General features: G+C 64.0%; 19 protein-coding genes. 9 read left to right on the top strand and 10 right to left on the bottom strand.

Annotated features, from left to right (window positions below; genetic code table 11):
• Positions 1–130 precede the first annotated feature (130 nt).
• Positions 131–2,500, top strand: coding sequence for a Tex family protein (locus RA25_RS20700; RefSeq protein ID WP_039174792.1), 2,370 nt, complete (start codon positions 131–133; stop codon positions 2,498–2,500).
• 44 nt (positions 2,501–2,544) lie between these two features.
• Here the strand turns inward: RA25_RS20700 and RA25_RS20695 are convergent, their stop codons facing one another.
• The 3 genes from RA25_RS20695 to pepN all read right to left on the bottom strand — a co-directional run bounded on the left by RA25_RS20695 (position 2,545) and on the right by pepN (position 6,998).
• Positions 2,545–3,834: a hypothetical protein gene (locus RA25_RS20695; protein ID WP_039174791.1), complete on the bottom strand. Its 1,290-nt coding sequence runs from the start codon at positions 3,832–3,834 to the stop codon at positions 2,545–2,547.
• 160 nt (positions 3,835–3,994) lie between these two features.
• Positions 3,995–4,453: a hypothetical protein gene (locus RA25_RS20690; RefSeq protein WP_039174790.1), complete on the bottom strand. Its 459-nt coding sequence runs from the start codon at positions 4,451–4,453 to the stop codon at positions 3,995–3,997.
• Positions 4,446–6,998, bottom strand: coding sequence for an aminopeptidase N (gene pepN, locus RA25_RS20685; protein ID WP_039174789.1), 2,553 nt, complete (start codon positions 6,996–6,998; stop codon positions 4,446–4,448). The genes RA25_RS20690 and pepN overlap by 8 nt, the downstream gene beginning before the upstream one ends.
• Before the next feature lie 222 nt (positions 6,999–7,220).
• Here pepN and RA25_RS20680 point away from each other — a divergent pair, with 222 nt between their 5' ends.
• Complete coding sequence (locus tag RA25_RS20680; protein ID WP_039174788.1) at positions 7,221–9,368, top strand: malate synthase G; 2,148 nt, start codon at positions 7,221–7,223, stop codon at positions 9,366–9,368.
• Between the two features lie 109 nt (positions 9,369–9,477).
• The gene (locus tag RA25_RS20675; protein WP_019296836.1) at positions 9,478–9,906 is read left to right on the top strand and encodes a GlcG/HbpS family heme-binding protein; all 429 of its coding nucleotides are present in this window, start codon (positions 9,478–9,480) and stop codon (positions 9,904–9,906) included.
• A gap of 87 nt (positions 9,907–9,993) precedes the next feature.
• On the opposite strand, the gene RA25_RS20670 is transcribed toward RA25_RS20675, so the two are convergent.
• Positions 9,994–10,473, bottom strand: coding sequence for a fasciclin domain-containing protein (locus RA25_RS20670; RefSeq protein WP_039174787.1), 480 nt, complete (start codon positions 10,471–10,473; stop codon positions 9,994–9,996).
• Positions 10,474–10,631: 158 nt separating this feature from the next.
• Here RA25_RS20670 and RA25_RS20665 point away from each other — a divergent pair, with 158 nt between their 5' ends.
• The 3 genes from RA25_RS20665 (at position 10,632) to RA25_RS20655 (ending at position 12,665) form a co-directional block, all read left to right on the top strand.
• Positions 10,632–11,252 carry a helix-turn-helix domain-containing protein gene (locus RA25_RS20665; RefSeq protein WP_152612259.1) on the top strand — a complete coding sequence of 207 codons (621 nt, stop codon included), beginning with the start codon at positions 10,632–10,634 and terminating at the stop codon, positions 11,250–11,252.
• Between the two features lie 108 nt (positions 11,253–11,360).
• Positions 11,361–12,140 carry a gamma-glutamyl-gamma-aminobutyrate hydrolase family protein gene (locus tag RA25_RS20660; protein WP_019296833.1) on the top strand — a complete coding sequence of 260 codons (780 nt, stop codon included), beginning with the start codon at positions 11,361–11,363 and terminating at the stop codon, positions 12,138–12,140.
• 9 nt (positions 12,141–12,149) lie between these two features.
• A complete protein-coding gene (locus RA25_RS20655) occupies positions 12,150–12,665 on the top strand; it encodes a GNAT family N-acetyltransferase (RefSeq protein ID WP_052254325.1) in 516 nt (171 codons plus the stop codon).
• 40 nt (positions 12,666–12,705) lie between these two features.
• Here RA25_RS20655 and RA25_RS20650 read toward each other — a convergent pair whose 3' ends face one another.
• On the bottom strand, positions 12,706–14,946 hold the full coding sequence (locus tag RA25_RS20650; RefSeq protein ID WP_039174786.1) for a xanthine dehydrogenase family protein molybdopterin-binding subunit: 2,241 nt from the start codon (positions 14,944–14,946) through the stop codon (positions 12,706–12,708).
• A 3-nt stretch (positions 14,947–14,949) separates the two neighbouring features.
• A complete protein-coding gene (locus tag RA25_RS20645) occupies positions 14,950–15,414 on the bottom strand; it encodes a (2Fe-2S)-binding protein (protein WP_039174785.1) in 465 nt (154 codons plus the stop codon).
• A 93-nt stretch (positions 15,415–15,507) separates the two neighbouring features.
• On the opposite strand from RA25_RS20645, the gene RA25_RS20640 reads away from it, so the two are divergent.
• Complete coding sequence (locus RA25_RS20640; protein WP_039152190.1) at positions 15,508–16,089, top strand: TetR/AcrR family transcriptional regulator; 582 nt, start codon at positions 15,508–15,510, stop codon at positions 16,087–16,089.
• Between the two features lie 31 nt (positions 16,090–16,120).
• On the opposite strand, the gene kynA is transcribed toward RA25_RS20640, so the two are convergent.
• The 4 genes from kynA to RA25_RS20620 all read right to left on the bottom strand — a co-directional run bounded on the left by kynA (position 16,121) and on the right by RA25_RS20620 (position 19,507).
• Positions 16,121–16,954, bottom strand: coding sequence for a tryptophan 2,3-dioxygenase (gene kynA / locus RA25_RS20635; RefSeq protein WP_039174784.1), 834 nt, complete (start codon positions 16,952–16,954; stop codon positions 16,121–16,123).
• A gap of 148 nt (positions 16,955–17,102) precedes the next feature.
• Positions 17,103–18,296, bottom strand: a complete 1,194-nt coding sequence (kynU, locus tag RA25_RS20630; RefSeq protein ID WP_039174783.1) for a kynureninase — start codon at positions 18,294–18,296, stop codon at positions 17,103–17,105.
• An 81-nt stretch (positions 18,297–18,377) separates the two neighbouring features.
• Complete coding sequence (locus tag RA25_RS20625; RefSeq protein ID WP_039174782.1) at positions 18,378–18,755, bottom strand: MmcQ/YjbR family DNA-binding protein; 378 nt, start codon at positions 18,753–18,755, stop codon at positions 18,378–18,380.
• Positions 18,755–19,507, bottom strand: coding sequence for an SDR family NAD(P)-dependent oxidoreductase (locus tag RA25_RS20620; RefSeq protein WP_039174781.1), 753 nt, complete (start codon positions 19,505–19,507; stop codon positions 18,755–18,757). Before RA25_RS20620 ends, RA25_RS20625 begins: the two co-directional genes overlap by 1 nt.
• A 352-nt stretch (positions 19,508–19,859) precedes the next feature.
• On the opposite strand from RA25_RS20620, the gene RA25_RS20615 reads away from it, so the two are divergent.
• Complete coding sequence (locus tag RA25_RS20615; RefSeq protein WP_039174780.1) at positions 19,860–20,309, top strand: methyltransferase family protein; 450 nt, start codon at positions 19,860–19,862, stop codon at positions 20,307–20,309.
• A 137-nt stretch (positions 20,310–20,446) separates the two neighbouring features.
• The coding region (locus tag RA25_RS20610) for a Re/Si-specific NAD(P)(+) transhydrogenase subunit alpha (RefSeq protein WP_039174807.1) at positions 20,447–21,762 on the top strand (1,316 nt) is incomplete at its 3' end.

Raw genomic sequence — 21,762 nt, 5'->3', positions numbered from 1 at the left:
GGCGCTTCGCGTCCACCCTCGGACGGACGCGGCCCTTCGCAATGGTTCGCTTGGGGCAGATTCAGCCTCTTGGCGGGGTGCATCAGGAGGGCTAGAACTGGCAGCCCGAGCAGTTCAACAGGAGGCCGCCTTGGACACATCCGCCCGCATCAGCCAGACCATTGCCACGGAAATCGGCGCCGTCGCCAAGCAGGTGAGCGCCGCGGTTGCGCTGCTGGATGAAGGCGCCACGGTCCCCTTTGTCGCACGCTACCGGAAGGAGGCAACCGGCGGGCTGGATGACACCCAGTTGCGCACCCTGGCGGAACGGCTGGCGTACTTGCGGGAGTTGGAAGCGCGCCGCGCCGCCATCCTTGAGTCGATCAAGGGGCAGGACAAGCTGACCGATGATCTGGCGGCCTCGATCGCCAAAGCGGAGACCAAGGCGCAGCTGGAAGATATCTATCTGCCTTACAAGCCCAAGCGGCGCACCAAAGCGATGATCGCCAAGGAAAACGGGCTGGAGCCGCTGGCAGATGCCATCCTGGGCGACCGCAGTGCCGATCCGGAGAAGCTGGCGGAAGGGTATATCACCGAGGCCGTGGCCACGGTGAAGGACGCGCTGAACGGCGCGCGGGATATCCTGACCGAGCGGCTGACGGAAAACGCTTCCCTGCTGGGGCGGCTGCGGGAGTTCCTGCAGCGGGAGGCGGTGCTGACCGCTAAGGTGATTGAGGGCAAGGAGCAGGAGGGCGCCAAGTTCTCTGACTATTTTGCGCATTCGGAGCGCTGGGCGGATGTGCCCTCGCACCGGGCGCTGGCGATGCTTCGCGGCTCAAACGAAGGCGTGCTGACGCTGGACGTGGGACCGGAGCCGGAAGAGGGCGTGGCCCGGGCGGAAGGAATGGTCGCGGCGGAGCTGGGCGCGGGCGGCAATGGCCCAGGCGACAAGTGGCTGCGCAAGGTCGCGGGCTGGACCTGGCGGGTGAAGCTGAGCCTCTCGATGATGCTGGAACTGATGGGCGATCTGCGCGGCCGCGCGCAGGAAGACGCCATTCAGGTTTTTGCCCGCAACCTCAAGGACCTGCTGTTTGCAGCTCCGGCCGGTGCGCGGCCGACCCTCGGGCTGGACCCGGGCATCCGCACCGGCGTCAAGGCGGCGGTGGTTGATGCAACCGGCAAACTGGTGGCGACAGAGACCTTGTACCCGTTCCAGCCGAAGAACGATCTGCGCGGCGCGCAGGTGTCGATTGTGAAACTGATTGCCGAACATGGCGTGGAGCTGATCGCCATCGGCAACGGAACCGCCAGCCGTGAGACGGAGCGGATGGTGGCGGAGGTGCTGAAACATCTGCCTGCCAAGATCAAGGCGCCGACCAAAGTGGTGGTGTCTGAGGCCGGCGCCTCGGTCTATTCCGCGTCCGAACTGGCAGCGCGGGAGTTTCCCGGTCTGGATGTGAGCTTGCGCGGCGCGGTGTCGATTGCCCGGCGCCTGCAGGACCCGCTGGCGGAACTGGTGAAGATCGAGCCCAAGAGCATCGGTGTCGGCCAGTACCAGCACGATGTGGACCAGCACAAGCTGTCGAAGTCGCTGGAGGCCGTGATCGAGGACGTGGTGAACGCAGTTGGCGTCGACCTCAACATGGCGTCGGCGCCGCTGCTCTCTCATGTCTCGGGCCTTGGCCCCGGCCTGGCGGAGGCGATTGTGGCGCACCGCGACATGAACGGCGCATTCAGCTCGCGCAAGGAACTGCTGAAGGTGGCGCGGCTTGGCCCCAAGGCGTTTGAGCAATGCGCGGGCTTCCTGCGCATCCGCGACGGCAAGGAGCCGCTGGATGCCTCGTCAGTTCACCCCGAAAGCTATGATGTGGCACGCAAGATCGTCGCTGCCTGCGGGCGCGATATCCGCCAGATCATGGGCGACGGCGCGGCGCTGAAGTCCCTGCGGGTGGAGGATTTTGTGGGCGGAGAGGTAGGCTTGCCCACCGTGCGCGACATCTTTCAGGAACTGGAAAAACCGGGCCGCGACCCGCGCCCGTCTTTCGTGACGGCCTCTTTCAAGGACGGGGTGGAGGAGATTACCGACCTGAAGCCTGGCATGGTGCTGGAGGGCACAGTGACCAATGTCGCGGCCTTTGGCGCATTCGTCGACATCGGCGTGCATCAGGATGGTCTGGTGCATGTGAGCCAGCTGGCCGACCGGTTTGTGAAGGACCCGCATGAGGTGGTGAAGACCGGCCAGGTGGTCAAGGTCACGGTCACCGAGGTGGATGTGCCGCGCAAGCGGATCGGGCTGACGATGAAGAAGGACGGGGGCGCCTCAGCCAAGGAGGAGCGGAACGCCCGCGGCCCGGCCAAGGGCGCGGGACCGCGCCGTGGCGGCAAGCCGGGCGGGCATCAGGGAGGCGGCAAGGGCAGGACGCCTGCCGCACCCAAGGGCGGCCAGAGCCGTGATCAGGGTTCCGGCCAAGGCACAGGGGCGCTGGGCGCGGCTTTGATGGATGCCTTCAAGAAGAAATGATGGAACGGGGCCGCGGCCCCGTTTTTCTTTTCAAAAAAAAATCTTCAAGCTGAAGTGAGCTGCAGGCCTTGTTCTGTAAAGGCAACCTGCTGGCCGTTTTCGATTTCCTCACGGAACTGGGCGGCAATTGCTTGCAGCGCGCCGGCGTGACCGCGGGCGGCGAAGCGGCTGACCGAGCGGATGCGGGTGCTGTTGTCGAAGCCTTCCTCTGCGTGGGCCCAGACCAGCGGGTGCAATTCGCTCAGGTGATCGCGGATCAGCCAGTTTGCGGCCTCAGCGATCTTCAGCCTCTGCCTGTCACCCTGCGGGTCCCGGTCCGGCCCCTTGGACAGGGCAACGGTGCAATAGGCGGTCAGCAGGTTGATCATCTCCTGCGAGGGGTTGGCCCGCACGATGTCGCGCAGCCCGTCCAGAAAGAACTGGGTGTCGACGCGGGCGCAGGCCTGATCGTCGATGGAGATGGCGTCAAAATAGACCCAAGCGTAGCCGCCTGCGCCCCAGGTCTGTTCGGTGCGGGCAGCGGTGCGGCGGGCTTCCAGCTCCAGCGCGGCATAGGAGCCTGAAGCGCCGGGCAGCATCTGTGTGCCAAGCGCGCGCATGTGGCGGTGGTTGCCGGGGGCCAGATCAATCAGCGCGCTGTAGGCGTCTGCCACCTGCATGGTGCCGCTGCGGCGGCCGGCATAGAGCGCGCATTGCGCCGCCAGCAGGAACGGGCTGTTCTGGCTGGACTGCGCAATCGGGTCCAGCAGGGCCGCGGCACGGTCGAAATGAGCGGCGCAGCGGCGCTGGTTCGGGGGTGGCGTATCCTGCCCGCCGGTGCCGCGCCAGGCCCAGCCGATATCGATATGGGCCAGCGCCACCAGGGCTGTCAGATACGGATCGTGGCGGTTCTCTGCCCGCAGCGCCTCAAACGCCATCAGGCCACGGATCAGGGCGCGGCTGCCGGCGTTTTGGCTTTCGGTCAGGGCATGTTCGGTTGCTGTCACCACATCGGCGCGGGCGCCATAGGCGATGAGATCGGCCAGCGGCAGGCCGCATCGGGCGGCGGCGCGGGTCTCGTCAGCGTCGCGGATCTGCTGCGACAGATCTTCCCACAGCTCCTGGCGGGCCAGGAACTGGCCGCGGTCCTGGGCCGCGATGCACTCGGGGTCGCCGTGTTCGCTGCGGACCGGGATGGACAGGCTGTCTTCGAGCCGCCGTGCAGGATTCTGACCGGCAGCGGCAGGGGCTGGTGAAGGGGCTGGGACCTGGCGCGCAGCAGGCCGGGACCGGCTGGAAACCAGGCCTGATATGCGGGACAGAAGATCCCGTGCCTGTCGAGACTGTGTGAGCATTTGTGCTTCCTGATACGTGGCAGCTTATCGTTGTTCACAGTTTCGTCAGGCAATGGGGCGCAAAGATGGCGGCACTGAGGAAGTTAACGCGCTTGGGCGGTTAACCGCGCAAGGCTGTTTAAAATCCAAAATGGTTTTGCCGCGCGATTGACGGAGGCTTTCAGAACGCCGTGAAATGGTGGCGTTCCGTGCGGATGCCGCGCTTCTGAAATTCGGCATCGGCTTCGCCGTGCGGCGGGGTGGCCTCCTGCGGCAGGCGGATTCGCTTTCCGTTGCGCAGGACCAGCGTCGCGCGCACCGAGAAGTCCCAGCGGGTGTCGAACCGCACGTGGTCTATCTCATCCAGCTGCGCCTGTCCGGTCAGCTTACCGGTAAACCATTCAATCCGGTCTTGGGAAATATTCAGCCCGGACAGCGGGTTGCGGATCAGGTCCGCAATGGCAGGCAGAACGGGAAGTGCCAGAAGGATCACCAGCCACAGGGCGGCGTCCAGCACCAGCCACAGCACCAGAAGGGCAGCCAGCCAGCCGCCCGTTGCAATAATGGCCGCCCGGGAGCGGCCCCGGCGGGAGAAGCTATAGTCCTCCGCCGGGACTGGTGTGACAGGCGTTTCAGGCATCCAGGATCCGGGTCACCATTTCATTGGTGTCACGGCTGAGGCCTTCTGTATCCGCAATACGTGTCAGCTGGGCGCGGATCATCGACTGGCGCCCTGCATCATAGCGCTTCCAGGTCTGGAAGGCGGCGCACATGCGGGCAGTGGTCTGCGGGTTCAGCCTGTCCAGCGCGATCAGGTTGTCGGCCAGCAACTGATAACCCTCGCCGCTGGAATGGTGGAAGCCCGCGTGATTGCCGGCCAGCGCCCCCATCACCGCACGGAAGCGGTTTGGGTTCTTCATGTCGAACAGCGGGTGTTTGGTAAGCGCCGCAGCGGTTGCAGCTGTCTTCTCCGGCGCGGCGCAGGCGATCTGCAGGGCAAACCACTTGTCCATCACCAGCCGGTCGTCCTGCCATTGATCAAAGAACGCCTGGCTTTGCGTTTCGCCGTTCTCCGCCTTCATCAGGGCAGCCAGCGCGGCAGACTGCTGGGTCATGTTGTCGGCAGAGGCATACTGGCGCGCGGCCTGTTCACCGCCGTCGAGCCGGGTCAGCAGCGACAGGATGCGGCCATTGAGGGCGCGTTTGCCGGCGCTTTCGGCATCCGGGGAATAGGGGCCTTCGACGGTGGTGGCTGCATAGAGCCGGGGCAGGCTGGTTTCCAATTGCTGCGCCAGGGTCTGGGCGAAGGTCTCTGCGGCGTCGTAGATCTTCTGCGGATCGGGGGTATAGCCGCGCTCATGCAGGGTTTGGGCAATGTCCGACTGGCTGGGCGGCGACAGCACCAGGGCGCGGAACGCCGGATCCTGATCGTCGTCGCGCACCAGTTTTTCCAGCGCGTCGAGATAGGCGGCATCGGGCGCGGCCCCGTCCAGCACCATCGCCACGCGGGTTTCTTTGGCCAGCGCATTGCCGGCCTCCCAGCGGTTGAACGGGTCGGTGTCGTGGGCCAGCAAAAAGGCGCGTTCGGCGTTGGTGGTCTCGCGCTCCAGGATCACCGGGGCGGAGAATTCACGCAGGATAGAAGGAACCGGCTTGGAGGCGAGGCCGCCGAAGGTGAAGCTTTGCTTGGCTTCGGTCAGTTCCAGCACTTCTGTGCCGCGCACCTCGCCGCCGTTGGGGGACAACAGGCCCACCGCCACCGGAATGACCCGCGGCGCCTTGTCGGGCTGGCCCGGCGTCGGCGGCGCCGATTGCTCAAATGTCAGAGTATAGGTGCCATCGGCGTAATCTTCCGAGACCTTGACCCGCGGGGTGCCGGCCTGGCTGTACCACAGCTTGAACTGCTGGAGATCGCGGCCGGTCGCATCCTCGAACACTTTCAGCCAGTCCTCGATGGTGCAGGCCTGGCTGTCGTGGCGCTCGAAATAGAGCTTCAGAGCCTTGTAGTAGTTGTCATCGCCCACCAGCCGCTTCAGCATGCCAATCACCTCGGCGCCCTTTTCATAGACGGTGGCAGTGTAGAAGTTGTTGATTTCCTGGAAGGCTTCGGGGCGCGGCGGATGGGCCAGCGGGCCGTTGTCCTCGGGGAACTGGCGGGCGCGGAGCGTAATCACGTCGTCGATCCGTTTCACCGGCTCAGAGCGCATGTCGGCAGTGAACTGGGCGTCGCGGAAGACGGTCAGGCCCTCCTTCAGGCACAGCTGGAACCAGTCACGGCAGGTGATGCGGTTGCCGGTCCAGTTGTGGAAATACTCATGGGCGATGATCGCCTCGATGCGTTCGAAATTGGCATCCGTGGAGGTTTCGGGCGACGCGAGAACGCAGGAGGAGTTGAAGATGTTCAGCCCTTTGTTCTCCATCGCGCCCATGTTGAAGTCGTCGACGGCGACGATGTTGAACAGCTCCAGGTCGTATTCCAGGCCGTAGACGTCCTCGTCCCATTTCATCGACTTCTTCAGCGCCTCCATGCCAAAGGCGCATTTGCCTTCGTCGCCGGGGCGGACCCAGATGTTCAGCTCCACCTCCTTGCCGGACATGGTGGTGAAACTGCCGGGATGGTTCACCAAATCGCCGGCCACCAGCGCAAACAGATAGGCCGGTTTCGGCCAGGGGTCGTGCCATTCGGCCCAGCCTTCGCCCTGGCCCATGGGATTGCCGTTTGACAGCATCACCGGCTCGTCGCCCTCAATCCGCACGGTGAAGGTGGACATCACGTCGGGGCGGTCGGGGTAATAGGTGATCTTGCGGAAGCCCTCGGCCTCGCATTGGGTGCAGTACATGCGGTTGGACATGTATAGCCCTTCCAGCGCGGTATTGCCGGCCGGGTTGATCTCCACCTCGGCTTCCCAGGTGAAGGGGGCGCTGGGCACATCGCATTTCAGGCCACCCTCGACCAGTTCCGGGGTCACCGCCTGGCCGTCGATTTTGGCCGAGATCAGCTGCAAATCCTCGCCGTGCAGGAAGAAGGTCTTGTTTGCCGCGTCCGGTTTCGGGGCAAAGCGGATTTTGCTCAGGACGCGGGTGGTTTCCGGCGCCAGGCGGAAGGTCAGGTGAACGCTTTCGACGTCATAGCCAAAGGGCGTGTAGTCTTTCAGGTAGAAGGTCTGGGGCGTGTCTTTGGCCATTCTCGTTCTCCTCTGCACTGCTTCTTTTCAGGTGTAGAGGATAGGGGCGGGACTGCAAGCGGATTGGCGGTTGAAATGCGGCTTCCGGAAAATCCGCAGCACTTTCTTGAAAATCAAGAAATTGAGTTCGGTTTCACAAGGCGCCTGTTTTGTTGCCGATCGGAAACCTCTATCCTAGACAGGTGTCAGCATACAGTGGTGTACCGCCGGAAGGAGCAGAGCATGAACCGGGTCGAAAAACAGGGAATTCAGGTTGCGCCGGAGCTGGCGGAGTTCATCGAGAAGCAGGCGCTGCCGGGCACCGGGATCGAGGCGGAGGCGTTCTGGAAAGGCCTGGCGGAGCTGGTGAACACCTTTGGCCCGGAAAACCGGGCGCTGCTGGCCAAGCGCGAGGACATCCAGGCCAAAATCGACGCCTGGCATATCGCCAACCGCGACAAGCCGCATGACCACGAGGCCTACAAGGCGTTTCTGACAGAGATCGGCTACCTGCTGCCGGAGGGTGGCGATTTTGAGATCGAAACCCAGAACGTGGACCCGGAGATTGCCAAGGTGCCGGGGCCGCAGCTGGTGGTGCCGATCACCAATGCCCGCTACGCGCTGAACGCGGCCAATGCGCGCTGGGGCAGCCTTTATGACGGGTTCTATGGCACTGACGCGATGGGCACCCCGGCCCCCAAGGGCGGCTATGACAAGGGCCGCGGCGCGCGGGTTGTGGCGCGGGCGCGGGTGTTTCTGGACGAGGCCTTCCCGATCAATGGCGCCAGCCACGCCGACGTGCGCCGCTATCACGTGCAGGACGGCCAGCTGCTGATCGACGACCTGCCGCTGGCGCAGCCGGAGAAATTCGCAGGCTACCGCGGCAACCCAAAGGCGCCGGAAGCGGTGCTGCTGCGCAACAACGGGCTGCATGTGGAGCTGGTCTTTGACCGCGCCCACGCCATCGGCGCCCGCGATCAGGCCGGGCTGGCCGATGTGCGGCTGGAAAGCGCGATGTCGGCGATCATGGACTGCGAGGATTCGGTCGCCTGCGTCGATGCCGAGGACAAGGTGCAGGCCTATTCCAACTGGCTGGGCCTGATGAAGGGCGATCTGGAGGCGGAACTGGAGAAGGGCGGCAAGACCATCACCCGCCGCCTGAACCCGGACTTCGGCTATACCGCCCCGGACGGATCCGCCATGTCCGTCAAGGGCCGCGCCCTGTTGTGGGTGCGTAATGTCGGCCACCTGATGACCAACCCGGCGGTGCTGGATCAGGACGGAAACGAGGCATACGAGGGCCTGCTGGACGCGCTGATCACCGTGATGATCGCCAAACACGACCTGAAGCGCGAGGGCGGCAACTCTGCCCATGGCTCTGTCTATGTGGTGAAACCCAAGATGCACGGGCCGGAGGAAGTGGCGTTCACTGACCGCATCTTCGGCAAGGTCGAGGATATCCTGGGCCTGCCGCGCCACACCGTGAAAATCGGCATCATGGATGAGGAGCGCCGCACCTCGGTGAACCTCAAGGAATGCATCCGTGCCGCCAAGCACCGGGTGGCCTTCATCAACACCGGCTTCCTCGACCGCACCGGTGACGAGATCCACACCTCGATGGAGGCGGGGCCGTTCAGCCGCAAGGATTTCATCAAGCGCAAGGGCTGGATCGGCGCCTATGAGAACCTGAACGTCGACATTGGCCTGGAATGCGGGTTGTCCGGCAAGGCGCAGATCGGCAAGGGCATGTGGGCGATGCCCGACATGATGGCGGCGATGCTGGAGCAGAAGATCGAGCATCCGAAATCCGGCGCCAATTGCGCCTGGGTGCCGAGCCCGACTGCCGCCACACTTCACGCGCTGCATTACCACAAGGTGGATGTGCTGGCGGTGCAGGCCAAGCTGAAAGAGGGCGGCCGCCGCGCCCATGTGGACGGTATCCTGGAAATCCCGCTGGCCACCTACCGCAAATGGACCCCGCGCCAGATTGCCCGCGAAGTGGACAACAACGCGCAAGGCATCCTGGGCTATGTGGTGCGCTGGGTGGATCAGGGCGTCGGCTGCTCCAAGGTGCCGGACATCAATGATGTCGGCCTGATGGAGGACCGCGCCACCTGCCGGATTTCGGCGCAGCACATCGCCAATTGGCTGCACCATGGCGTCGTCTCGGAAGAGGAGGTGATGGGCTCTTTGCGCAAGATGGCCAAGGTGGTGGATGAGCAGAACCGCGGCGACAATACCTACCGCGCAATGGCACCGGGGTATGACACCATCGCCTTCAAGGCGGCCTGCGATCTGGTCTTCAAGGGGCGGGTGCAGCCTTCTGGCTATACCGAGCCGGTGCTGCACGCCCGGCGGCTGGAGCTGAAGGCCCAGGAAGCCGCGGCCTGACCGCGGCAAACTGACCGGATGAAACAGTTTCCCTGCAAAAAGGGGTAGTCAAAGGGGGCCTTTTGGCCTCCTTTTCTGTTCCGTAACGTCAGGAGAGGAGGCTGAACTGATGGCTGGGATTTCACTGGAGCAGGCGCGCACCATCATCCGCGTGGCGCTGGAGAAGGGGCATGAGCTGAACCTGAAACCGCTGTCGGTAGTGGTGCTGGACGCCGGCGGCCATGTGCAGGCATTTGAGCGTGAAGACGGCGCCGCGCCGGGCCGCTTCCCGATTGCCCACGGTAAGGCCTATGGCTCGGTGATGCTGGGAATGGCCGGCAGCGCCCAGATGGCGCGGGCAGAGGCGCAGTCCTATTTTATGGCAGCGGTGAATGGCGTTTACGGCGGCCAGGTGGTGCCGGTGCCCGGCGGTGTGCTGGTGCGCGGTGCCGATGGCGCAGTGATCGGAGCGGTCGGCGTGACCGGCGATACCTCGGACAACGACGCCATTGCGGCTATGGCGGGCATCGAAGCTGCGGGCCTCAAGGGCGAAATCTGAAAAAGTGCCCCTCCCGCAGGGACGGGAGGGGATGCTCTGCAAGCGGTCTTACTGCCCTAAACTAAGGGCAAGAGGGGAAGGCCGCTATTAGGGCAGGATTACGGTGTCGATCACATGGATGACGCCGTTTGCGGTTTCGATATCCGCGGTGGTCACTGTCGCGTCATTGATTTTGACGCCGTCGTTCATGGAGACTGTAATCTCCTTGCCCATCACGGTTTCCGCTTTCATCCCATCGCTCAGATCGGACGACATCACCTTGCCCGGCACAACGTGGTAGGTGAGGATCTGGGTCAGCTGCTCGCGGTTTTCCGGCTTGAGCAGGTTTTCGACCGTGCCTTCGGGCAAGGCGGCAAAGGCTTCATCAGTCGGGGCGAAGACCGTGAAAGGCCCGTCGCCCTTGAGCGTGCCCACCAGGTCCGCGGCGGTCAGCGCGGCGGCCAGGGTTTCAAAGCTGCCGGCTTCAACTGCAGTGTCGACAATGTCCTTGGATGCGGCAGGCGCGGCGGCAGGCAGGGCCAGTCCGATGGCGATTGCGAGAGCCGTCAGGGAAGGGCGGTTAAACATCTTGGATGATCCTTTCTGTCACTGGCAGGAGCGGAAAGCCCCTTGGTGAATGCAGCTTTTCATGCAAGAATTTTGCATACAGTGCACATTTGTGTGATGTGCATAATTTTTGCATGATGTTAAAATCAAGAGCGCAAGTTTGCTCTGGAGGTGAAACCGTGAACCGGACAGCGCTGTCAGACACCCTGCAGGACGGGCTGGAGGCCTATCGAATCGGTCCGAAAGTACGGACCCTGCGCCTGGCCAAGGACATGGGGCTGGCGCAGCTGGGGGAGCATACCGGCCTGTCGGCGGCCATGCTGTCGCGGATCGAGCGCGGGCAGGTGTTCCCGACACTGGCAACGCTGCTGCGCATCGCCTTGGTGTTTGGCGTCGGGCTGGATCATTTCTTTGGCCCCGGAGAGGAGGATCCGGTGTTTGAGGTGGTGCGGGCGCGCGACCGCCTGAAACTGGGGGACAAGACCGACGGGCCGGTGTCCTACCTGTTTGAAAGCCTGGATTTCCCGGTCCCGAAAAGCCGGTTTCAGGCCTATCTGGCGGAGTTTCCGGCAACGGCGGTGCAAAGCAAGCCGCACAGCCACGAGGGCGCGGAGATGCTCTATGTCATCGAGGGCAGCCTGCAACTGTCCATTCATGGCAAAACCGAAGTGCTGCAGAAGGGCGACTCGGTCTACTTCGATGCGGGTTTCGAACACAGCTACCGGGCTGCAGGCGGCCAGAGATGCAAGGTGATCACTGTCGTGTCCGGCGGCAATGTGGCAGGCCAGGAGGGCAGTTGAGGCGGAGGCGTGTGCGCATGTGAACAATCTGTTGCGCCGCAGGAACTGTTGAACCCGGGCAGTGGCAGAGCTAGGTTTTTCTAAAGGACAAGGATTTACAGGCAGATCATGGCGCGACCCAAAGTAGGCATCATCGGCAATTCCTATCTGCTGAACGATCAGTATCCCGTGCATGCGGGCGGGACGATGAATTCCGAGGCAATCGCCGAGGTGGCGGGCTGCATGCCGCTGATGATCCCCTCGGACCCGCGGTTCGTGACGGTGGCGGAACTGCTGGATACCTTCGACGGTTTTCTGCTGACCGGCGGGCGGCCCAACGTGCATCCCAATGAATATGGCGAGGCCGAGACGGAGGCGCATGGTGCCTTTGACCGGGCACGCGACGCGATCACCCTGCCGCTGGTGCGCGCCTGCGTGGAGCGCGGCCAGCCGTTTCTGGGCATCTGCCGCGGTTTCCAGGAGGTGAACGTGGCGATGGGCGGCACCCTGCACCCGGAAATCCGCGACCTGCCGGGGCGGATGAATCACCGGATGCCGCCGGACGGCACGCTGGAGGAGAAATTCGCCCTGCGCCATACGGTCAAATTCAGCTCCGGCGGGGTGTTTCACCGCCTGTTCGGCGCGGAGGAAGTAATGACCAACACCCTGCACGGCCAGGGCATCAAGCGTCCCGGCGCGCGGGTTGTCATCGACGGCCACGCGCCTGATGGCACGCCGGAGGCGGTCTATATCAAGGACGCGCCGGGGTTCACCCTGTCGGTGCAATGGCATCCGGAGTGGGAGGCGGCGGCGGACCCGGTTTCGCGGCCGCTGTTCGAAGCCTTTGGCGCTGCGGTGCAAGCCTGGGCCGCGGGCGGCCCGCAGGCTGGTCTTCAGAAGACGGCATAGGGTTCTTTCATGACACAAGAAGGTGCAGGCGGCGCTGCCTCGGGGCTGCGGGCGTTCACTGTCAGGCGCGGCAGGGCTGAAGATGCAGCCGCGCTGGCGGATGTATTCCATTCAGCGGTGCATGGCCTTGCCAGCCGCCATTATACTCCGGAGCAGATTGCCGCCTGGTGTCCGGAGGCTCCGCCGCCGGAGCTGTTCCGGCAGCGGGTTTGCGATGGCCGCAAGCTGTGGGTGGCCGCGGACAAGGCGGATGTTGCTGCGGCCTTCATCGACCTGGAGGCAGACGGCCATATCGACATGCTGTTCTGCCATCCGCGGGCTGCGGGGCAGGGCGTTGCAGCAGCCTTGTACGGGCAGTTGGAGGCCGCAGCGCAAAGGCAAGGGCTGGTGCAGTTATACGTGAATGCCAGCGAGGCCGCGCGCGGGTTCTTTGAGCGGCAGGGGTTTGCCGTTGAACGGCGGCGTGAGGTGGAGCGCCGCGGTGTGACGCTCCACAACTACCGCATGGTGAAACCGCTCGCCTGAGAATTTGCGGCCCGCCCCGGCAGGGCAGGCCGCGCAGGTGTCAGATCAGCAGATCGAAGTCATGCATCAGCGGCAGCCGCCGGGCGCGTTTGCCGGTGAGGTCAAACAGCGCATTGGCCAGCGCCGGAGCCGCTGGCGGGGTGCCGGGCTCGCCTGCGCCGCTGATATGCGATTGCTCTTCCAGAATGCGCACCTCCACTTCAGGCATCGTGTGCATGCGGATGGCGTCGTAGTCGGGGAAATTCCCTTGCTCCGCCGCACCTTCGGCAAAGGTGATCTCGCCGAACATGGCAGCTGACAGCCCATAGGCCATGCCGCCGAACATCTGTGCTTCCAGGTTCTGCGGATCCAGCGCAATGCCCAGGTCGGCGGCGATCCAGGCCTTCCTGAGGCGGATCAGACCGCCTTCCGCCGTCACCTCGATCACCTGTGCCACGGGCGTGCCGAAGCTATAGGTCATGGCAACGCCCCGGCCCACGCCGTCAGGCGTGTTGCCGGTCCAGCCGGACATCTCCTTGACCGCTTCCAGCACCTTGGCTGCAGGTGCCCATTCCTGGCGTGTGAGGGCCAGCCGGAATTCCAGCGGATCGGCTCCGGCCGCATGGGCCATCTCGTCCATGAAGCTTTCCATGAAGAAGCCGTTGAAGGACGCCCCGACAGACCGCCAGGCGCCGATCGGGACCTGCAGGTCCGCGGCGTGGCCGCGGATGCGGTAGTTGGGGATGCCGTAGGGCTGGTTGAAGGCGCCGTCGACAAGTGTTGTGTCGGGACCCGCAGGTGTCATGCCGAACCAGCGGCTCATCAGCTGCGGGGTCAGCGCTTGGCTGGCGATCTGACCGTCCAGCAGGACCGCGCTGCCGTCCTTCACCGCGCCCCGCATCCGGGCCATGGCACCGGGGCGGTAGAAATCATGGGTCATGTCTTCTTCCCGGCTCCAGGTGAGCTGTACCGGGGTGCCCGGCATCTGCCGCGCCAGCTTGGCGGCATAGACCGAGAAGTCCATCTCGCCGCGCCGCCCGAAGCCGCCGCCCATCAGAGAGGTGTTCACTTCGACCTGTTCAGGGTCGATCCCCAACGCATCGGCGCAGTGGTTGCGGGTGAGAAGCGGCCCCTGGTTGCCGCTCCAGAGCTGCAGTTTGCTGCCGTCGTAGAGTGCGGTGGCGTTCAGCGGCTCCATCGTCGCGTGGGCAAGGAAGGGCACCTCGTATTCGGCGGAGACTTCCTGCGCCCCTTGGGGAAGTGCGGAGACATCGCCATCGTCGCGCAGGGTGGAGTTCGGCTCAGCGTCAAAGGCCGCGCGGATGGCGTCCTGGATTTCCGCTTGCGTGTCCGGAATGGGGGCAGGCCCCCAGTCTGCGGCGACCGCCTCGGCGGCCTGGATGGCGAGCCATGTGTTGTTTGCAACCACGGCAAAGGCATTGCCCAGGTCCACAACTTGCTCGACGCCCGGCATTTGCAGTACTTCGCTGGCATCAAAACCGTTCATGGCACCGCCAAGGTGGGGGTTCGCCTTGAGGGCTGCGAACTTCATCCCGGGCAGACGCACGTCGATGCCAAACTCTGCGGTGCCGGTGGCCTTGCCGGGCATGTCCACACGCGGCTGCGCTTTGCCCAGCAGTTTCCACTCGCTGCGGTGGCGCAACTGGGCCTCGACCGGTTCCAGCCCGGCGGCTTCAGCAGCCAGATCGGTATAGGCAATCTCGATGCTGCCGGGGGCAATTACCTTGCCGTCCTTGGTCGACAGCTGGCTGCTGGCAATGCCCAGCCGGTTGGCGGCGGCAAGCTTCAGCGTTTCCCGGGCAGAGGCGCCCGCGGCCCGCATCCGTTCATACCCGTCCTTCATCGAGGACGAGCCGCCAGTGACCTGCATATCCATCAGCTTGCCCGCATGGCCAAGCGCCTCGCCCAGCGAATGCACAAAGCGGGACTTGTCGTATCCCTTGGAGGGGATCACTTCCCCCAGCAAGGCGGAGTTGTAATAGGCGGTGGCGGCCGGACCGTGGATGACCTCAACCTGGTCCAGAGTCACGTCCAGTTCCTCGGCGATCAATGCGGCCCAGGTGGTGTGCACGCCCTGGCCCATCTCGGCGCGGGGGGCGATCAGAGTGATCTTTTCGTGTGAGATCATCACAAACGGGTTAAACGCCGCTTCGCCATCTGCCGGTTTCAGCGGGTTCGGGGCCGGTCGGCTGACGTAATAGGCGCCGAAAGCAACGCCGCCGACAATGGCGGCAGAGCCGATCAGGAAGCTGCGGCGGGCAATTTTCTTGAAACTGGCCATAGGTTACGCCTCCTGCATCTTCTGGGCGGCAGAATGGATGGCTGCGCGGATGCGCGGGTAGGTGCCGCAGCGGCACAGGTTGCCCTGCATCGCCTCGTCAATCTCCGCATCGGAGGGCGCCGGGTTCTCTGCCAGCAGGCTCGCCGCCTGCATGATCTGGCCGGACTGGCAATAGCCGCACTGGGCTACCTGATGCTCCACCCAGGCCTGCTGGATTGCCGCCATGGCGCTCGGCGTGCCGAGGCCCTCGATCGTGGTCACCTCTCCCCACACGTCCGAAAGCGCCACCTGGCAGGAGCGTACTGCCTCGCCGTCAATATGCACGGTGCAGGCGCCGCAGGCAGCCACGCCGCAGCCGAACTTGGTGCCGGTGAGGCCGACCTCATCCCGCAGAACCCAGAGGAGGGGCACATCATCAGGCAGATTCACCTGATGGGTTTTTCCATTGATGCGCAGGTCTGTTGGCATGGCGGGACTCCGTTGCTGTGCTTCTGACAAAAATAACGAGTTTTGTCAGTGTGTCAATTGACATTTTTTACAAACAATGTCAGAAGCGGAAATATGAACATGGCAGGCATTGATCCGAAACAGCAGGCAATCCTCGAGGCCGCCTGGATGGCGTTCTCAACTTACGGGTTCCGCAAGACCTCGATGGATGACATCGCCAAGGGCGCGGGCATGTCGCGGCCTGCGCTGTACCTGCATTTCAAGAACAAAGACGCGATTTTCCGGGCGCTGGTGGCCGCCTATTACGGCAACGCGGCTGCCGGGGTGCGGGCGGCGCTGGCAGAACCGGGGCCGCTGCCGGAGCGGCTGCTGGCGGCGTTCCAGGGCCAGGCCGGGGAGGGCGTGCAAATGATGATGTCCTCACCGCACGGGATGGAGCTGTTCGAGATCACCAAAAGCGTTGCGGGCGAAGTGATCGCCGAGGGCGAGGCTGCCCTGAGCGGGATCTATGCGGATTGGCTGAAGCAGGAGGCTGCGGCCGGGCGGGCGGTGCTGAGCGGCGAGGCGTCGGTGATTGCCCGGACCCTCTGCGCCTCATTGAAGGGGATCAAGCAAACTGCCGCGGATTACGAGGCTTACCAGGACGGGGTGCGCCAGCTGGCGGCCCTTGCCGGGGCGGGGCTGACGCCGCGGTGAGGCGGGCCGGAGTATCCGACCCGCCGAAGTTTCAAAGCTCGGTGCGCAGGTGCCACAGCTCGGGGAACAGCTCCACCTCCAGCATCCGTTTCAGATAGCTGACGCCGCCAGTGCCGCCGGTGCCGCGCTTGAAGCCGATGACGCGCTCCACCGTGGTCACATGGTTGAAACGCCAACGGCGGAAGTAGTCCTCGAAATCCACCAGTTTTTCGGCCAGCTCATAGAGCTCCCAATGGGTTTCGGTGTCGCGGTAGACCTCGGTCCAGGCGGCCTGCACCGCTTCATGCGGCTGATAGGCCTCCGACACATCCCGGTTCACCACCTCATCCGGCAGCGCAAAGCTCTGCGCCAGCGCCTTCAGCGCCACATCATAAAGCGACGGCTGCTCCAGTTCCGCCTCCAGCAGCGCCAGAATGTCCGGGCGGTGGGCGTGCGGGCGCAGCATCGCCTTGTTGCGGTTGCCGAGCATGAATTCGATCTGCCGGTATTGATGGGACTGAAAGCCGGAGCTTTGGCCCAGCTCATCCCGGAACGCAGTGTAGTCGGACGGCGTCATGGTGCGCAGAACATCCCAGGCGGAATTGAGCTGCTCAAAGATGCGCGCCACCCGCGCCAGCATCTTGAACGCCTGCCGCGCCTGACCGCCCAGAAGCCGCTCGCGGGCGGCGCTCAGTTCGTGAATGGCCAGCCGCATCCACAGCTCGGAGGTCTGGTGCTGGATGATGAACAGCATTTCGTCATGGGTATTGGTCCATGTCTTCTGCGCGTTCAGCAGCATGTCGAGCGACAGGTAATCGCCATAGGACATGCGCCCGTCAAAGGACATCTGGGCGCCGTCTTCGGCGGGATCGTAGGGTTTGCTCATCGGATCGTTCCTTTTCCTAGTGTCAGTATATGTCAGGGAAAGGAATGCGTCCTCCGGTTCAGGGTGCCGCATTGGGCCAGGCGACGCCACAGCGCGACCCAGCCCGCCGGGCGGCAGAGCGGCAGATGGTATGCGCGGCGCAGGCGCATCAGGTGACCGCGTGGCGGACCATGTATTCCGGCCGGTCCCACAGGGCGTTGGTCATGACATCCGTGATGATCTCAGCCGCCGTGCGCACGTCACCCTCGTCGATATACAGCGGGGTGAAGCCGAACCGCATGATATCCGGCGCCCGGAAATCGCCGATCACGCCGCGGGCGATCAGCGCCTGCATCGCGGCATAGCCCTCGTCGAACTTGAACGACACCTGGCTGCCGCGGAACGCAGGGTCACGGGGGGAGGCGAGCTCCAGCTGCGGGCAGCTTTCCTCAACCAGGGCAATGAACAGGTCGCACAGCTCAATGGACTTGGCGCGCACCGCGTCCATATCCGCCATGTCCCAGATATCCATTGCGGCCTCCAGCGCGGTCAGCTGCAGGATCGGCGGGGTGCCGACGCGCATCCGGTCGATGCCGCTGCCGGGCCGGTAGTCGAGGTCGAAGGCAAAGGGTGCCTCATGCCCCAGCCAGCCCGACAGGGCGGGGCGGGCGGTCTCCGCGTGGCGCGGCGAGACGTAGATGAAGGCCGGCGCGCCGGGGCCGCCATTCAGATACTTGTAGGTGCAGCCAACGGCGAAATCCGCCTTGCACCCGGCCAGATCCACCGGCACCGCGCCAGCAGAATGGGCCAAATCCCAGACCGTCAGAACGCCATGGGCGTGGGCCTTTTCAGTAAGCGCCTTCATGTCGTGCTTGCGGCCGGTGCGGTAATCCACCTCGGTGATCATCAGTACCGCGATCTCATCGGTGATGGCGTCTTCAACCGCTTCCGGGTCCACCACCCGCAGCTCATAGTCCGGCCCCAGCGACTTCAGCAGCCCGCTGGCCATATAGAGGTCGGTTGGGAAGTTGCCGTTGTCCGACAGCACCACCTTGCGGCCCGGGTTCAGCTCCAGTGCCGAGGCAACCGCCTGGTAGACCTTGATCGACAGCGTGTCGCCCATCACCACATGGCCCGGCTCCGCCCCGATCAGCCGCCCGATCCTGTCCCCCAGCGCCTTGGGCTTGTCCATCCAGCCGGCCTTATTCCAGCCGGTGATCAGCATTTGCCCCCATTCGTCCTGCATCATCGACCCGACACGGTCTTTGGCAGCGCGGGGCAGGGGGCCCAGCGAGTTGCCATCCAGATAGATCACACCTTCGGGCAGGTCGAACATCGCCTTGGTTGCGGCAAAATCGGTCATGGAGGGCCTCGCGTCTGATGGGTATTTTAAGCTTGAAGCTTTGCCGGTTTGCTATCCTATCCTGGACGTTCTGTCCAGTGCCTAGCCGCCCGCCGGCTGCGGATCCGGTATCCCGAACTCGGCGCGTTTCTTCTTTGACAGCTTGGCTGTGACCATCTGATAGGACAGGGTGATCTGCTCCTTCAGTTCCGCATCCGTCAGCCCGTTTTCATCAAACTGCTGCAGCCATTTCATGCCCCGCGACGCCAGATAGGGCGCCGGTCGGACCCCGGGGCGCTCTTGCAGCACCTCATAGGCGATGTCGCCGGCCTTGAAGGTGAAGGCATCCCTGCCATCGGCCCAGCCGCAGACGGCGAACAGCTTGCCGCCCGCCTTCCAGACGTCTGCGTTGCCCCATTGAACCACATGTTCGGCTGCTGGAAAGGTGGCGCAGAACTCATTGAAATCCTTGCGGTCCATCACATCTGACCGCCCGAGATTTCGATGCACTGGCCGTTGACCGATCCGGACCCGGGCCCGCAGAGCCACAGGGCGGCGGCGGCCACTTCCTCCGGCTCGATCAGCCGCTTGTGGCGGTTGGCATTGACCATCACGTCTAGTGCCTCCACCGCGCTCATACCGGCGCGCTGGGCGATGGAGGTGATGTTGCGCTCCACAATCGGGGTGTCCACGTAGCCGGGGCACAGCGCGTTGAAAGTGAAGGGAGTGCCCAGGTAATCCTCGCTGAGGGCGCGGGTCAGCCCGACCAGCCCGTGTTTGCTGGCGGTGTAACAGGCGCCGCCCTTCAGCCCGCGCAGGCCCGCGACAGATGAGACGGTAATAACCCGCCCCCAATCGGTCTGCCGCATTGACGTGAAGCACTCGCGGATGGTCAGGAAGGCACCGTCCAGGTTGGTTGCCATCATGTTGCGCCAGAACTCCATCGAGGTCTTGTGCAGCGCCGCACCTTCGGCAACGCCGGCATTGGCGACGCAGATCTGGACCGGGCCGCGGGCCTCCACCGCCACGTTCACTTTGGCCGCCACATCCTCTTCGTCGCGCACGTCCATTATCAGCGGATGCAGCCCTTCTGTTGCAGCATCCTCCAGCACTTCCTGCCTGCGTCCGGTAATGGTGACCTGCGCCCCCTCCGACGCCAAGGCCCGGGCAATTGCCAGCCCGATCCCGGTGCCGCCGCCGGTCACCAGCGCGTGTTTGCCTTGCAAAGTCATGATATCCGGCCTCCCTGTTTTCCGGTCAGCCTATCGAGGGGCGGCCATCTGGCAAGACCGCCGTGCCGTCACGGCCGCTTTGGGGGACGAAATACGTGCTTCTGAGGCGGCCGCGCAGGCAACCGGGCTGCGGATGCCAAACAGTACACGAAGAAATACATAGGCATCCGGACGAAACTATGCAGGATCATGCCGCAAGCGGGAACGGATTCGCCGTTTTCGCGGCATGTGGGGCAAATTGTCCTTTTCTTTCAATCCCGGCCAAAGCGGGCTGGACGAGCAGGCCGGTTAAAGGAAGGTTGCCCGCGATGCGTGGTGTTTCAAACAGATGTCTGCAAGAGGGCAGAGCGTGATGCGGTGGCTGGATGTGCCGCCGGTCTGGCTGGCTGTCTTTGTTGCCGCGGCTTGGCTGCAAGCGGACCATTTTGCTCTGGGTGTTTCCTTTGGCGGCGCCTGGGCGGAATTTCTGGCGGGCATCCTGACCGGCGGCGGCATCGTGCTGGCACTGCTGGCAATCACCGAAATGCGGCGCCAGAAAACCACCGTGATCCCGCACCGGACGCCCAGCCGGCTGGTGCAATCGGGCATCTTCAGCCGCAGCCGCAACCCGATCTACCTGGGCGATGTGCTGATCCTGGCGGGGCTCATCCTGTGGTTCGATGCGGTCTTGTCGCTGCCGCTGATCCCCATCTTCCTGTGGCTGCTGGAGAAGCGTTTTGTCATCCCGGAGGAAAACCGGATGCGGCGCGAATTCCGGGCGGAGTGGGCCCGGTACGAGAAGAAAGTGCGCCGCTGGGTGTGACGTCAATGCGGCGATGCGGCATAACTTTGCGGCAATGCGGCAAAATCCTTGCGCAATAATATTGCGCAATGTAGAGAGAATTATTGTGATCCGAACCCGGGCGTTGCTGGCGCGGGCAAGACGAGGGGAACCAAAAGGTGAAAATAGGTACACCAAAAGAAACATTCCCGGGTGAAAACCGGGTTGCGATGACGCCGGATTCGGCGAAGCAGCTGCAGAAGCTGGGCTATGAGTGCGCGATTGAGGCCGGGGCGGGCGCCGCTGCGGGCTTTTCCGATGCGGCCTATGAGGCGGCAGGCGTTGAGGTCATCAAGACCCCGGCAGCCTTGTGGAAGGCCTCGGATATCGTCGCCAAGGTTCGTCAGCCCGATGCCACCGAACTGAAGCGGCTGACCAAGGGCAAGACGCTGATCTCCTTCTTCAACCCGGCAGGGAATGAAGAGGGGATGGAGCTGGCCAAGTCGAAGAAGGCCAATGTCATCGCCATGGAAATGGTGCCGCGGATCTCGCGCGCGCAGAAGATGGACGCGCTGTCGTCGATGGCGAACATCGCGGGCTACCGCGCTGTCATCGAGGCGGGCAACAACTTCGGCCGCTTCTTCACCGGCCAGATCACCGCGGCAGGCAAGGTGCCCCCGGCAAAGGTTCTGGTGGTCGGCGCCGGGGTGGCGGGGCTTGCCGCCATCGGCACCTCGACCAGTTTGGGCGCCGTGACCTATGCCTTCGACGTGCGCCCCGAAGTGGCTGAGCAGGTCGAGTCGATGGGCGCCGAGTTCGTCTATCTCGACTTCGAGGAGGAGCAGCAGGACGGCGCTGCCACCGGCGGCTATGCCTCGGTCTCCAGCCCGGAGTTCCGCGAAGCACAGCTGGCCAAGTTCCGCGAGCTGGCCCCGGAGGTGGACATTGTCATCACCACCGCGCTGATCCCGAACCGCGAGGCGCCGGAACTGTGGACCGAGGATATGGTTGCCGCAATGAAGCCCGGCTCGGTCATTGTCGACCTGGCAGCGGAGAAGGGCGGTAACTGCAAGCTGACCGTCATGGACGAGAAGATCGTCACCGACAATGGCGTCACCATCATCGGCTACACCGACTTCCCCAGCCGCATGGCGGCGCAGTCCTCGAGCCTTTACGCGACAAACATCCGCCACATGATGGCTGACCTGACGCCGGAGAAAGACGGTCAGGTCAATCACGACATGGAAGACGACGTGATCCGCGGTGCCACCGTCACGTTCGAGGGCGAGATCACCTTCCCGCCGCCGCCGCCCAAGGTGCAGGCCATTGCGGCCAAGCCCAAGGAGGCCGTGCCGGAGCTGACACCGGAGGAAAAACGCGCCAAGGAGGTTGAGGCCTTCAAGGCGCAGACCAAGAGCCAGGTCACCATGCTGGCCGGCGGCGGCGCGCTCTTGCTGCTGGTGGGCCTCTTTGCGCCGGTCAGCTTCATGCAGCA

This window comes from Leisingera sp. ANG-S5 (genome assembly GCF_000813925.1).
Classification (GTDB): Bacteria; Pseudomonadota; Alphaproteobacteria; order Rhodobacterales; family Rhodobacteraceae; genus Leisingera.
Note: the sequence above shows the minus strand (reverse complement) of the source record. Positions and strands in the feature narration are given on the sequence as shown.

What these genes read in the sequence shown, in the direction of transcription:
- RA25_RS20615 (WP_039174780.1), top strand. Translation starts at nt 19,860, where the DNA reads ATGCGGTGGCTGGATGTGCCGCCGGTCTGGCTGGCTGTCTTTGTTGCC.
- RA25_RS20675 (WP_019296836.1), top strand. Translation starts at nt 9,478, where the DNA reads ATGGCTGGGATTTCACTGGAGCAGGCGCGCACCATCATCCGCGTGGCG.
- RA25_RS20640 (WP_039152190.1), top strand. Translation starts at nt 15,508, where the DNA reads ATGAACATGGCAGGCATTGATCCGAAACAGCAGGCAATCCTCGAGGCC.
- RA25_RS20695 (WP_039174791.1), bottom strand. Translation starts at nt 3,834, where the DNA reads ATGCTCACACAGTCTCGACAGGCACGGGATCTTCTGTCCCGCATATCA.
- RA25_RS20650 (WP_039174786.1), bottom strand. Translation starts at nt 14,946, where the DNA reads ATGGCCAGTTTCAAGAAAATTGCCCGCCGCAGCTTCCTGATCGGCTCT.
- RA25_RS20645 (WP_039174785.1), bottom strand. Translation starts at nt 15,414, where the DNA reads ATGCCAACAGACCTGCGCATCAATGGAAAAACCCATCAGGTGAATCTG.
- RA25_RS20680 (WP_039174788.1), top strand. Translation starts at nt 7,221, where the DNA reads ATGAACCGGGTCGAAAAACAGGGAATTCAGGTTGCGCCGGAGCTGGCG.
- RA25_RS20625 (WP_039174782.1), bottom strand. Translation starts at nt 18,755, where the DNA reads ATGGACCGCAAGGATTTCAATGAGTTCTGCGCCACCTTTCCAGCAGCC.
- RA25_RS20655 (WP_052254325.1), top strand. Translation starts at nt 12,150, where the DNA reads ATGACACAAGAAGGTGCAGGCGGCGCTGCCTCGGGGCTGCGGGCGTTC.
- RA25_RS20620 (WP_039174781.1), bottom strand. Translation starts at nt 19,507, where the DNA reads ATGACTTTGCAAGGCAAACACGCGCTGGTGACCGGCGGCGGCACCGGG.
- kynU (WP_039174783.1), bottom strand. Translation starts at nt 18,296, where the DNA reads ATGACCGATTTTGCCGCAACCAAGGCGATGTTCGACCTGCCCGAAGGT.
- RA25_RS20690 (WP_039174790.1), bottom strand. Translation starts at nt 4,453, where the DNA reads ATGCCTGAAACGCCTGTCACACCAGTCCCGGCGGAGGACTATAGCTTC.
- RA25_RS20660 (WP_019296833.1), top strand. Translation starts at nt 11,361, where the DNA reads ATGGCGCGACCCAAAGTAGGCATCATCGGCAATTCCTATCTGCTGAAC.
- RA25_RS20670 (WP_039174787.1), bottom strand. Translation starts at nt 10,473, where the DNA reads ATGTTTAACCGCCCTTCCCTGACGGCTCTCGCAATCGCCATCGGACTG.
- kynA (WP_039174784.1), bottom strand. Translation starts at nt 16,954, where the DNA reads ATGAGCAAACCCTACGATCCCGCCGAAGACGGCGCCCAGATGTCCTTT.
- pepN (WP_039174789.1), bottom strand. Translation starts at nt 6,998, where the DNA reads ATGGCCAAAGACACGCCCCAGACCTTCTACCTGAAAGACTACACGCCC.